This window comes from Tenacibaculum sp. Cn5-46 (assembly GCF_022347705.1).
In the GTDB taxonomy this organism is placed as follows: domain Bacteria; phylum Bacteroidota; class Bacteroidia; order Flavobacteriales; family Flavobacteriaceae; genus Polaribacter; species Polaribacter aiptasiae.
The window spans coordinates 249,398-262,617 of the sequence record NZ_JAKRGD010000004.1 but is presented as its reverse complement, the minus strand read 5'-3'; the positions used below and the strand labels follow the sequence as shown (position 1 = coordinate 262,617).

The 13,220-nt window shown below is 30.5% G+C and carries 10 protein-coding genes; all 10 read left to right on the top strand.

Annotated elements, in window-relative coordinates:
* Positions 1–197: 197 nt before the first annotated feature.
* Positions 198–1,055, top strand: a complete 858-nt coding sequence (locus MHN29_RS10145) for a hydroxymethylglutaryl-CoA lyase (protein ID WP_235274707.1) — start codon at positions 198–200, stop codon at positions 1,053–1,055.
* 3 nt (positions 1,056–1,058) lie between these two features.
* Positions 1,059–1,880 (top strand): hypothetical protein, encoded by an 822-nt coding sequence (locus tag MHN29_RS10140; protein ID WP_235274708.1) that lies wholly within the window; start codon positions 1,059–1,061, stop codon positions 1,878–1,880.
* 18 nt (positions 1,881–1,898) lie between these two features.
* Positions 1,899–3,410, top strand: a complete 1,512-nt coding sequence (locus MHN29_RS10135) for a bifunctional UDP-sugar hydrolase/5'-nucleotidase (RefSeq protein ID WP_235274709.1) — start codon at positions 1,899–1,901, stop codon at positions 3,408–3,410.
* Positions 3,411–3,512: 102 nt separating this feature from the next.
* The gene (locus tag MHN29_RS10130) at positions 3,513–4,709 is read left to right on the top strand and encodes a DUF4856 domain-containing protein (RefSeq protein ID WP_235274710.1); all 1,197 of its coding nucleotides are present in this window, start codon (positions 3,513–3,515) and stop codon (positions 4,707–4,709) included.
* Between the two features lie 93 nt (positions 4,710–4,802).
* Entirely contained in the window at positions 4,803–5,909 is a 1,107-nt protein-coding gene (locus tag MHN29_RS10125; RefSeq protein WP_235274712.1) for an imelysin family protein, read from the top strand.
* On the top strand, positions 5,899–7,272 hold the full coding sequence (locus MHN29_RS10120) for an HTTM domain-containing protein (protein ID WP_255689376.1): 1,374 nt from the start codon (positions 5,899–5,901) through the stop codon (positions 7,270–7,272). Before MHN29_RS10125 ends, MHN29_RS10120 begins: the two co-directional genes overlap by 11 nt.
* Positions 7,247–9,730, top strand: a complete 2,484-nt coding sequence (locus tag MHN29_RS10115) for a TonB-dependent receptor domain-containing protein (RefSeq protein WP_235274713.1) — start codon at positions 7,247–7,249, stop codon at positions 9,728–9,730. Before MHN29_RS10120 ends, MHN29_RS10115 begins: the two co-directional genes overlap by 26 nt.
* 48 nt (positions 9,731–9,778) lie before the next feature.
* A complete protein-coding gene (locus tag MHN29_RS10110; RefSeq protein ID WP_235274714.1) occupies positions 9,779–10,825 on the top strand; it encodes a Fe(3+) ABC transporter substrate-binding protein in 1,047 nt (348 codons plus the stop codon).
* Between the two features lie 36 nt (positions 10,826–10,861).
* Positions 10,862–12,475, top strand: a complete 1,614-nt coding sequence (locus tag MHN29_RS10105) for an iron ABC transporter permease (RefSeq protein WP_235274715.1) — start codon at positions 10,862–10,864, stop codon at positions 12,473–12,475.
* 2 nt (positions 12,476–12,477) lie between these two features.
* Positions 12,478–13,203, top strand: a complete 726-nt coding sequence (locus MHN29_RS10100) for an ABC transporter ATP-binding protein (protein WP_235274716.1) — start codon at positions 12,478–12,480, stop codon at positions 13,201–13,203.
* The last annotated feature ends 17 nt before the right edge of the window (positions 13,204–13,220 follow it).

The window sequence follows — 13,220 nt, the reverse complement described above, 5'->3', positions numbered from 1 at the left end:
ATCATTCTATACTAGAGACAATTTACTTTTTAAATTGTGACAGTTTATTTTAAATAAAAGTAACTTTTTTTTGTAAAACATCTGAATTTGATGTTTAATTTGTTGTTTTTAAGTGTTTTATGTAGTTTTTTATTTTCTATTGAATTGATAAGGAAGTTCAACAGAAAAAATGAATCAAAATATGTATATTTGGCACAATGATTGACAGTGTTAAAATTATAGAGTGCCCTAGGGACGCAATGCAAGGAATTAAAAGTCACTTTATTCCAACAGAGTTGAAGGCAAAATATATCAATTCATTGTTAAAAGTAGGTTTTGATACAATAGACTTTGGAAGCTTTGTGTCGCCTAAAGCGATTCCTCAGATGAGAGATACAGCAGAGGTTTTATCAATGTTAGATTTGTCTACAACTAGAAGTAAATTATTAGCAATTGTAGCAAATGTCAGAGGAGCAAATGATGCATCACAATTTGAAGAGATTGATTATTTAGGATATCCTTTTTCAATATCTGAAAATTTTCAGATGCGAAACACACATAAGACAATAGAACAGTCAATAGATACGTTAAAGGAAGTATTGGCTATAGCAAATAGGACAAATAAAGAAGTTGTAGCATATTTGTCAATGGGATTTGGAAATCCATACGGAGATCCATGGAATGTAGATATAGTAGGAGAGTGGACCGAAAAATTATCTAAATTAGGTGTTAAGATTTTATCGTTATCAGATACGATAGGGAGTTCAACACCAGAAGATATAGATTATTTATTTTCAAATTTAATTCCTAGTTATCCGCAAATTGAATTTGGAGCGCATTTACATACAACACCAATGAAATGGCACGAAAAAGTTAGTAGTGCATATAAAGCTGGTTGTCGCCGTTTTGACGGAGCAATTAAAGGATATGGAGGTTGTCCAATGGCAAAAGATGAGTTAACGGGCAATATGCCAACTGAAAAGTTGTTATCATATTTTACAGCTGAAAAAGTTGAAACAAATATTAAACCAATGAGTTTTGAAAGCGCTTATAACAAAGCGTTAGAAGTTTTTTAATAGATGATGAAAATTAAAATATTAACTCTTTTTTTCTTTTTTTCTTCATTTTATCAAGCAACACTTGATAGAAGGATAGGAGTATGGCAAATAAAAAATGGAGTTTTATTAAAAAATAAATCAAATAAAAACGAGCTAGCTAATTATTATTGGAAGGAGTTTAATAGAATTTTTCCTCAAGAATTGACAAAGAAGTATATAAAACGTATTGTTTTAATGACTGATGGGATTGATGAAAAAACAGGTGCATTAGTATCTTTAAACTCTAGAAATGATAAATGGCAATTAGAAATTGATGTTCAAGATGTAAATCTTAAAACAAAAGACAGAAGAAGACTTCATGAGTCTGTATACACAATGGTTCATGAGTTTGGGCATTTATTGACTCTAAATAGAACGCAGATAAGACCTACTACAAAAGCAACCCAAGAAGAAGGAGAGTTGTATTTAACTTTAGAAGGAGAAGCATATAAGAATAGTTACATTAATAGATTCGTTAATTTATTTTGGAAAGGTAGATTATTAGATAGATGGGATACCATTCAAAAAAAATATTGTTATACAGAGGCTAACTGTGTAGAAAAGTTATACGACTTGTATGACAATAATCGTACAGAATTTGTTACAGATTATGCTGCTGAAAGCCCTGAAGAAGATATTGTAGAAAGTTGGACTGCTTTTGTTCTTAGACCAAAAATTAGAAAGCCACGTACAATTGCTCATAAAAAAATAAATTTCTTTTACCAATTTCCTGAGTTAGTTGAATACAGAAGATTGATAAGGAAAAATACACGTCAATACTTACATTACAAGCCTAAAAGGTAATTATTAAAAATACACTTAATGAAACAAATTAAATATTTAATGGTAGCAGCATTGGCTGTTATTATGATTGGTTGCGCCTCAAAAAAAGAAACAGCTAAAACAAAGTTTACAATTTTACAGCTTAATGATGTTTATGAAATAGCGCCTATTCAAGGAGGTAAGTATGGAGGTATGGCACGAGTAGAAACCGTACATCAAAACTTATTAAAGGAAGATAAAAATACAATGCTAGTATTAGCAGGAGATTTTTTAAATCCATCATTAATAGGTACAATGAAAGTAGATGGGTCTAGAGTAAGAGGAAAACAAATGGTAGAAGTGATGAATGCGATGAATTTTGATTTAGTTGCATTTGGAAATCATGAATTTGACTTGAGTTATAAAAATTTACAAGAAAGACTTAATGAAAGTAAGTTCGATTGGATATCAGCGAATGTTTTGCATAATATAGATGGGAAACATGAGTATTTTCATAAAATGGTTGATGGTAAGAAAAAGTATTTGGAAGATTCTTTTATAAAAGAGTTTAAAAATGAAGATGGAGCTCAATTAAAAGTAGGTTTTATAAGTGTTTGTATTCCATCAAACCCAAGAAGTTATGTGTATTATGGAGATATGTACAAAGAAATAGAACGTTCTTATAATGATATTAAAGACAAGGTAGATATAGTAATAGGTTTAACACATGGTTCTTTAGCGCAAGATAAAAAGATAGCTGAAATGTTACCTAATGTACCTTTAATTATGGGAGGTCATGAGCATACAAATAGTTACGATAAAGTAGGAGATGTTGTTATAACAAAAGCAGATGCTAATGCTAAAACTGCTTATATACATCGTTTTGAATACGATCCAACAACTAAGAAAGTAACGTTTAAATCTGAATTAAAAGAAATCAATGATCAAATTGTTGCTGATGAAAAAGTAAATGTGATAGTTGATAAATGGCAGAAGATTTTAAATAATAAAATAAAAGAGATAGTTCCTAATCCTTATGAGGTAATTTATAAAACAGAAACACCTTTAGACGCTAGAGAAACACCAATTAGAACAGTACAAACAAATATGGGAGATATCATTGCAAAATCAATGAGTCTTGCTTATGATAACGAAGTAGATTGTGCTTTGGTTAATGGAGGTTCTGTTCGTATAGATGATGAGTTAACAGGTGATGTTACTGTTATTGATATTTTCAGAGTATTACCATATGGAGGAGCTGTATTGAAAGTTGATATAAAAGGAAACTTATTAAAAGAAGTTTTAGATTATGGGCTTAATGCAGCAGGAACAGGAGCATACCTACAACGTTATAATGTAAAACAAGAAGAAGGTAAATGGTTTATAAATGGAAAAGAAATAAACGATACTAAAGTTTATAAAGTAGCTTTTTCAGATTACTTATTAAGAGGATTAGATATTCCTATGTTATCAGACAAGAATCCAGGAGTACTTAATGTTTATAAGCCAAAAGAGTCAGAATTGAGCTTTGACATAAGGAAAGCAGTTATAGAATATTTAAAGACAAAATAGTTAATTAGTTATTTTTAATTGAAATAAATCTAAATAAAGTTTGGAGATTTAGTTTTGTTCTGTAGATTTGCAGAAAATTATCAAAATTAAATCTAAATAAAAATGAAAAGAGTAATTTTTTCAGTATTAGCTGCTTCAGCTGTGGTGTTAACATCGTGTTCAGATGATAATTCACCAACAAATAACGTTACTGCACCAGCAACATATAAGTTTGAAAGAAACGGAAACACTACTGTTAGTTTTTCAGGACAAACAGCTAGAATTAAAATGTCTAGCGAAATCATGGCAGGTTTATCAAATACTGCAAGTACAAAGGCTGGATTGATAGAAATGTTTAAAGATGGGACTGGTTTCGCAGAAGCATCTTTAAATACATCAGGGAAAAAAGTACGTGAAAAAGTTGCAGCTTCTGAAGATTACTTTAAAGCTAATACAACAGAAAGAAATCAATTATTAATTGATTTTGATGGTTGGATAGATTCTCAAGTAGATAACGTATTTCCAAAATGGAACGATGACGCTTCAAAAGGAAACGCGGGAAGATTACAAAAGTTAAACTCTAACCCAGCATCATACCGTTATGTAAATGCAAAAGGATTAGAATTAAATCAAGCTTTTGGAAAGTCTTTAATTGGAGCTTTAATGGCAGACCAAATGTTAAACAATTACTTAAGTAAAAGTGTACTTGATGCAACTCCTAATGTAGCAAATAACGATAATGGAGTATTAGAATCAGGGAAAAATTACACGAAGATGGAGCACAAATGGGATGAGGCTTACGGATACTTATATGGTACAGAAGCTAATCCTGCAGTGCCAGCTTTAGCAGCAGATGACTTTTTAAATAAATACTTAACTAGAGTTGAAAATGATCCTAGTTTCAAAGGAATAGCAAAAGAAGTTTACGATGCTTTCAAATTAGGTAGAGCAGCAATTGTAGCTAAAAATTATACGGTAAGAGATGCACAAGCTGAAATTATTAGAGCAGCTATTTCTAAAGTTATTGCTATTAGAGCAGTATACTATTTACAAGCAGGTAAAGATAGATTGACTTCAGATAAAACTGCAGCTTTCCACGATTTATCAGAAGGATATGGTTTTGTATACAGTTTACGTTTTACTCGTAACGCTTCTGGAGTACCTCACTTAGATAAAACTAAAGTAAAAGGATACTTAACTACTTTAATGACAGGAGATGGATTCTGGGATGTAACTCCAGCAACGTTAGATACTATTTCTAATGAAATTGCAACTGCATTTGGATTTACAGTAGACGAAGCTAAAGACGCTAGTAACTAGTAGGTTTTAATAAATATGTATAAAAAAAGTAGTCGATTAGTCGGCTACTTTTTTTATATTTGTGCACCTTTATTTAGAATAAATAGTAATAATATGTTAAGAAAAGTTAGTTTACTTTTAATTGTTTCAGTATTAGTAATGTACGCTTGTAGTTCAAGCTCTGATTCGAATGTGAATACTGGAGATGGATTTAATAGAAAGGCAATGTTAACGCATTGGGCAGAGAATATAATTATCCCAGGATATACTGATTTTGCTCAGAAAACAGGAGCTTTAAAAACAGCAACAGAAACTTTTACAACTACACCAAATCCAACAAATTTAGGAGCTTTAAGAACAACTTGGCAAGATGCTTATGTTGTTTGGCAAAAAGTTTCAATATTTCAAATAGGAAAAGCTGAAACATTAAACATGGTAAATACCATGAATACGTATCCTACAAATGTGAGTGATTTAACTTTAAATATCACTTCAGGGAATTATGATTTAACTTCACAAAATGAATATGACGAGCAAGGTTTTCCTGCGTTAGATTATTTGTTAAATGGAGCAGGAGCAGATGATACTGCTATTATAGCAAATTATACAGGAGCAGATGCAGCTAAGTACAACAAGTATTTAAATGATTTAGCAACTAGAATTGATGCTTTGGCAAAAGAAGTGTTGGCAGATTGGAATGGAGGTTTCAAAACATTATTTATTGAAAATGACGGTTCTTCAGCTACTAGTAGTGTAGATAAGTTAGTGAACTTTTATATTGTTTCATTTTTTGAAAGAGAAGTACGTGAAAAGAAAATATCTTTCCCTTCTGGAGCTAGAACAGGTACTCCAGTTCCAACAAATACAGAAGCATATTACAAAAAAGATATTTCTAAGTTATTATTAACTACAGCTTTTAATGCTACTGAAGATTTTTTCAATGGAAAAGCATATAGTAGTGCTAGTACAGGACAAAGTTTAAAATCGTACTTAGAATTTTTAAACAGAACTGATTTGATAACAGCTATTAATACAAAAATAGCTGATGCGAAAACAGCCATAGGAGTACTAGATAATAATTTTGTAGATCAGATTAATAATGATAATACAAAAATGACATTGACATTTGATAAATTACAGCTTTTAGTAAAAGACTTAAAAGTAGATATGGCAAGTGCAATGAGTATAAAAATTACTATTGAAGATAACGATGGCGATTAGTCGTCAAATACAAAAATATTTAGAAAAAACTACGGAAGCAGCTACTTTAGCTGTTTTTCGTATTTTTTTTGGTGTTATGATGTTGGGGAGCATCATACGTTTTTGGTACCATGGTTGGATAGAATCATTGTACATAAATCCCAAATTTCATTTTACTTACTACGGATTTGAATGGGTAAAAACTCTAGGAAGTTATACTTATTTATTATTTGCAATATGCGCTATCTCAGCCTTATTAATTGCTATAGGTTATAAATATAGAATAGCTATTGTTATTTTCTTTCTAAGTTTTACCTATATTGAATTAATGGATAAAACTACCTATCTAAACCATTATTACTTTATAAGTTTAGTAAGTTTTATTTTAATTTTTTTACCTGCAAACGCTTACTTTTCAATAGATGCAAAGTTAAATCCTAAGCTATCTTACCAAAAAGTACCTCAATATACTGTTGATGTAATAAAACTAATGTTGAGTATAGTGTATTTTTATGCAGGATTAGCAAAATTAAATTCCGATTGGTTGTTTAGAGCTTCACCTTTAAACATATGGTTACCTGTACAGTACGATTTACCAATTGTAGGAGTTTTAATGCCAAAAACTTGGTTTCATTTTGCGATGAGTTGGGCAGGAGCTTTATACGATTTAACCATACCTTTTCTATTATTATATAAAAGAACACGTTTGTTTGCATTCTTTATGGTAGTAGTTTTTCATGTATTTACAAGAATATTATTTCCAATAGGAATGTTTCCTTTTATAATGATAGTAAGTACACTAATATTCTTTTCACCAGATTTCCATCATAAGATAATCAATTTAATAGCGAAAGCATTACGAATATCAAGGGAGAGTTTTGATCATGGAAAGACATTAATATATTCCGTTAAACAAAGAGTAATAGTGAATATATTTGCAGTCTTTTTTATAATTCAATTACTTTTTCCTTTTAGGTATTTGGCATACCCAGGAGAATTGTTTTGGACGGAAGAAGGATATCGTTTTTCATGGAGAGTGATGTTAATGGAAAAGGCAGGGATAGCAGATTTTAAAATAGTAGACGGGGATACTGGAAAGTATTTTTATATAAAGAATAGAGATTATTTAACTGTTTTACAAGAGAAACAAATGAGTTTTCAACCCGATTTTATATTGGAATTCGCTCAATTTTTAGGCGATACCTATAAAAACAAAGGAATAAAGAACCCAGAGGTTTATGTAGAAAGTTTTGTAACTCTTAACGGAAGGTTAAGTTCACGATTTATAGATTCAAAAGTAGACTTGTACCAAGAGAAAGATAGTTTTAAACACAAAAATTGGATTATACCATTTAATCATGAAATTAAAATTAAAGGATTATAGCATTATTATAGTACTGTTTTTTGCAATGCAAAATTTGTTTGCTCAGTACACTATTTCGGGGAAAATAGTAGATAATGAAGGAAAGGCTATTAATAGTGTAGAAATTTATAATGCTTCAGGGGGAACTTTAGCAAAAACAAATGCACAAGGAGATTACAAAACCACTTCTTTAAAACCAGGAAAGTACTCAATAGTATTCTTCTCTTATAATTATGAAATCAGTGAAAAAGTAGTAACGATTTCTAACCAAAATTTAAAATTAGATGTTGTATTACAAAAAATAGAAGAAGAATTGTCGGAAGTAGTAATAAGCCAAAGAAAGAAAAAAGTCTTTGCGCTTAAACGATTACAAGAAGTAGAAGGAACGGCAATTTTTGCAGGAAAAAAAACAGAAGTTGTTTTAGTAGATGAGTCTATAGGAAACAAAGCAGCAAATAATGCACGTCAAATTTATAGTCAAGTAGTTGGATTAAATATTTATGAAAACGATGATGCTGGATTACAATTAAATATTGGAGGTAGAGGATTGGATCCAAACAGAACATCTAACTTTAATACTAGACAAAATGGATATGATATTAGTGCAGATGTATTAGGTTATCCAGAAAGTTACTATACACCGCCAGCAGAAGCTTTAAAAGAAATACAAGTTATTAGAGGTGCAGCATCTTTACAGTATGGAACTCAGTTTGGAGGATTGTTGAATTTTAAGTTTAAAGAACCTAATAGAAACAAAGAGTTTGAATTAGTAACTCGACAATCAGCAGGATCATTTGGGCTGTTTAATAGTTTTACAAGCGTAGGAGGTACTGTTGGGAAAACAGGATATTACGGATATTTTAATTTTAAAAGAGGTGATGGATTTAGACCTAATTCAAAATTCAATTCTAAAAATATTTATGCACACGTAGATCATAAAATATCAGATAAAACAACTTTAATAGCAGAGTTTACCCACTTAAATTATTTGGCAAAACAATCAGGAGGTCTTACCGATACGCAATTCAACCAAGATCCTTTACAAAGTTTAAGAAGTAGAAACTGGTTTGATATTGATTGGAATTTATGGGTATTAAAATTGGAACATGATTTTACAGAAGATACAAGGTTAAGCTTAAATTTCTTCGGATTGAATGCATCAAGAAAAGCATTGGGGTATAGAGGAAATTATAGATTTGTAGGTTTAAATCCAGTATCAACACCAGATGAGTTAGATAATGGACAATATGATTTTAGAGATTTAATAGTAGGGAATTATAAAAACTGGGGAGTAGAAACTCGTTTCTTATCAAACTATAATTTAGGGAATCAAAAAAGTATATTTTTAGTAGGAGCTAAGTATTATAAAGCAAATAATGATGAGCGTCAAGGTGCAGGTTCACGTAATAGTGATGCTGATTTTAGGTTTGTAGATAAACAAGATTATAATAGCTCATTCTTTAAATTCCCAAATGAAAACATAGCAGTGTTTGGAGAAAATATTTTTAAACTTTCTGATAGTTTTACCATTACGCCAGGAATTCGTTTAGAACATATAAAAACAGGAGCTAATGGTTTATATACAAGAGTATTAAGAGATGGAGCAGGAAATCCATTACCAGGAGGTATTAGTACAGAAACTGAGAGCCAAGTTAAAGAAAGAAGCTTTGTGTTATTAGGATTAGGAGCTAGTTATAAACCATCAGCAAGTTTTGAGTTATACGGAAATATTTCACAAAATTATCGATCTGTAACCTTTAGTGATATCAGAACGGTGAATCCATCATTCTTAGTTGCAGAGAATATAGGAGATGAAAAAGGAGCAACAGCAGATATTGGGTTAAGAGGTAGATGGAGAAACTTTTTATCATATGATATAAGTGCTTATGGATTGTTTTACCAAGATCGTATAGGAGTCACTTTAGTTTCTACAGGTCCAAACAAAGGAGATAGAGTAAGAGATAATATTGGAGAAGCATTCATATACGGTATTGAGAGTTTTGTAGATTGGAATTTATTATCAACATTTAATAATTCTAACAGTGAGTTTGTATTAAATTGGTTTACCAATATTGCAATAACAGAATCGGAGTATACAAAATCAAAAGAAAGTAGTATCGTAGGTAAAAAAGTAGAGTTTATTCCGTTAGTAAACTTAAAAACAGGAGTAAAGTTTGGATATAAAAACTTTTTAGGAAGCCTTCAGTTTACGCACTTATCAAAACAATTTACCGATGCAACTAATGGAGAAACAGTATTAGCAGGAACAAGTAGAGAAGGATTGGTTGGACCTATACCAGCATACTCTATATTAGATGCTTCTTTTTCATATTCATACAAAAAGTGGAAAATAGAAACGGGAGTAAATAATTTATTAGACGAAACCTATTTTACAAGAAGAGCTACGGGATATCCAGGGCCAGGAATAATTCCTTCTTCACCAAGAAGTTATTATGTAACATTACAATTTAAACTTTAAAGTTATTTTATAACATATATATTAGCAGTACTAAATTTATCAATCAGAATGAAAAAAATATTCACAATTTTAGCTTTAGCAATAGTTTTTACATCGTGTAAAAATGAGCAAAAAAAAGAAGAAAAGAAGGAAGAGAAAAAACAAGAGGTGGTAAATGTTTACACACACCGTCACTATAAAGCAGATCAAGAATTATTTGCCAAGTTTGAAAAAGAAACAGGTATTAAAGTAAATGTTGTCAATGCAAAAGCAGATGAGTTAATGCAGAAAATGACGGTAGAAGGAGAGCAATCTCCAGCAGATGTATTAATTACTGTAGATGCAGGACGTTTAGTAAGAGCAAAGAATAAAGGATTGTTACAATCGGCTACTTCTGAGTTTTTAGATAAAACAATTCCAGCACATTTAAAAGATGCTGATAATAATTGGTTTGCCTTAACAAAAAGAGCACGTGTAATAGTTTATAATCCAGAAAAAGTAAAACCAGAAGAGTTATCTACTTACGAGGCATTAACGAATGATGAATGGAAAAATAAAATATTAATTCGTTCTTCATCAAATATTTATAACCAATCATTATTAGCTTCAATTATAGCAAATATTGGAGAAGAAAAGGCAACAGAATGGGCTAAAGGAATGGTAGCAAATATGGCACGTTCACCAAAAGGAAATGATAGAGATCAAGTAAAAGCAGTTGTTGCTGGTGAAGGAGATGTAGCAGTAGTAAATACATACTATATTGGTAAATTATTAAATTCAAAGAATCCAGAAGAAGTAAAAGCTGGAGAAGGAATTAAAATATTTTTCCCTAATCAAGCAGATAGAGGAACACATATCAATGTAAGTGGAGCAGGAGTTGCTAAATATGCACCAAACAAAGCAAATGCAATTAAATTTATTGAGTTTTTAGCAAGTAAAGAAGCGCAAGAAGTATTTGCAAAAGCTAATTACGAGTATCCAGTAAACAAAGAAGTTGCTTCATCAGATTTATTAAAATCTTGGGGAGAATTTAAAGAAGATACATTATCGTTAACTAAGTTAGGAGAAAACAATAAAAAAGCTGTTTTAGTTTTTGATTCAGCTCAATGGAAATAATCAATACCTTTGTTGTTTTTAATTAGATAATTCCTAGTGATAAACAGGTTACAAAACATACAAAGAGACACAAACAAATGGTCAATAATTTTATTGACCATTGTTTTGTTTATAACAGTTCCAGTTATTACCATTTTTATCAATTTATTTTACGGACCTGGTGAAACATGGAGTCATTTAGTAGCTAATTTATTACCTAATTATTTACTAAATTCTTTTTGGTTAATTCTAGGAACTAGCATTCTTACATTAGTATTTGGAATATCATCTGCTTATGCAGTATCTAGATATTTTTTTCCTTTTCGAAAACAGTTAGAGTGGCTATTAATTTTGCCTTTAGCCATACCATCCTATATTACTGCTTATGCCTATGCAGGAATCTTTGATTATGGAGGTGTTTTTGAAAAACTCTTTGCTGTGAAGGTAGATGTAATGAATCACTTTGGACTTATTTTTGTTTTAAGTATTTCATTATATCCATATGTATATGTGGCTTCAAGAGCCTTTTTCTTGAATCAATCAAACAATATTATTGAAGCTTCAAAATTGTTAGGAGCAGGAGAATTTAAAACTTTTTTTAAATTAATATTGCCATTATCTCGTCCAGCATTTATAGGTGGACTTACCTTAGTATTAATGGAAGTTTTAAACGACTATGGAGCAGCTAAATATTATGGTATCAACACATTTACAACAGGGATTTTTAGAGCATGGTTTTCATTAGAAGAGCCAGAAACAGCTATTTACTTATCGGCTATATTGGTGGCGATAATTTTTCTAATAATTAGTTTAGAAAAATGGCAGCGGAGAAGAATAGGATATTCGAATACTACCAGAAATCATCAGAAAGCAAAAAGAGAACAAAGTACAGCTAAGAAAAAAACAGCTTTGTTAACAGTAGCTTTTATACCAGTTTTATTTGGTTTTTTATTACCCGTTTTCCAATTGTTGTATTGGGCATACTTAACTTATGAAGATGTATTTACTCAAAGTTTTATAACTATTTCATTACAGAGTTTAGGAATTGCAATTATAGCGGCATTAGCAACGGTAGTATTTGCGTTGTTATTAATATTTTTAACAAAATGGAATCGACTAGTTTTATTAAAACCCATTGCAAAAATAGGTGTGTTAGGTTATGCAATTCCAGGAGCAGTAATAGCAGTAGGGGTTTTAATTCCCACACTTTCTTTAGATAAATGGTTGGTAACATTTTTTAAAGAAGTAGCAGATTATAAAATAGGTTTTATACTAAATGGAACAATCATAGCATTATTATATGCGTATATTGTACGTTATATGGCGGTAGCTTATAATCCGATTGAAGCAAGTTCCTTAAAATTTGGTAAGTCTTTATCAGAAGCATCAAAACTTTTAGGAAAAGGAAACTTTTATACCTTCAAAAAAGTAGAGTTCCCTTTATTAAAACCAGCAATATTAAGCGCTTTTATTTTAGTGTTTGTTGATGTTATGAAGGAATTACCTTTAACGTTAATTTTAAAACCATATAGTATAAATACACTAGCAGTAAAAGCATACGAATATGCAAGTGACGAATTAGTAGCAGAAGCATCACTGCCTTCCTTGTTTATAATTCTAACAGGAATTATCCCTGTATTATTTTTAAATCGATTAATCTCTAAAGAATAGTAATGAGTACTAAATTATTAGCAATACAAAATTTACATAAAGCATTTAATTCAGGTAAAGTAAAGGCTTTAAATAATGTTAGTTTTTCTTTAGAAAAAGGAAATGTATTGGCTGTAGTAGGAGAAAGTGGAAGTGGAAAAACAACCTTAATACGTTTAATTGCAGGTTTAGAAACATTAGATAGTGGAGAGATAGAAATAAATAATACAACTGTTTCTTCTAATTCAGTATTTATAGAACCACAACAAAGAAATGTTGGGATGGTATTCCAAGATTATGCGTTGTTTCCACATCTTACAATATTTAAAAACATTGCATATGGACTTTCTAAACAAGAAAATAAGGAAGAAAGAGTAAGAGAAGTATTAAAATTGGTAGGTTTATCAGGGATGGAAAAAAGGTATCCTCACGAATTATCAGGAGGACAACAACAGCGTATAGCATTAGCTAGAGCCTTGGCTCCAAAACCAGAACTTTTAATATTAGATGAGCCATTTAGTAATTTAGATGTGATTTTAAGAAGTCAATTAAGGCAAGACATACTACAAATAATAAAACAGACAAATACCACAGCTATTTTTGTAACGCACGATATAAAAGATGCGATTACTATTTCAGATCAAATTATCATATTAAAACAAGGTGTCATTTTACAAGAAGGAAGTACAAAAGAGGTACATGAAAAACCAGAAGAGTCTTACGTAAAAAAGTTATTCGACAATATGTAAAAAAGAGGAAGTACATT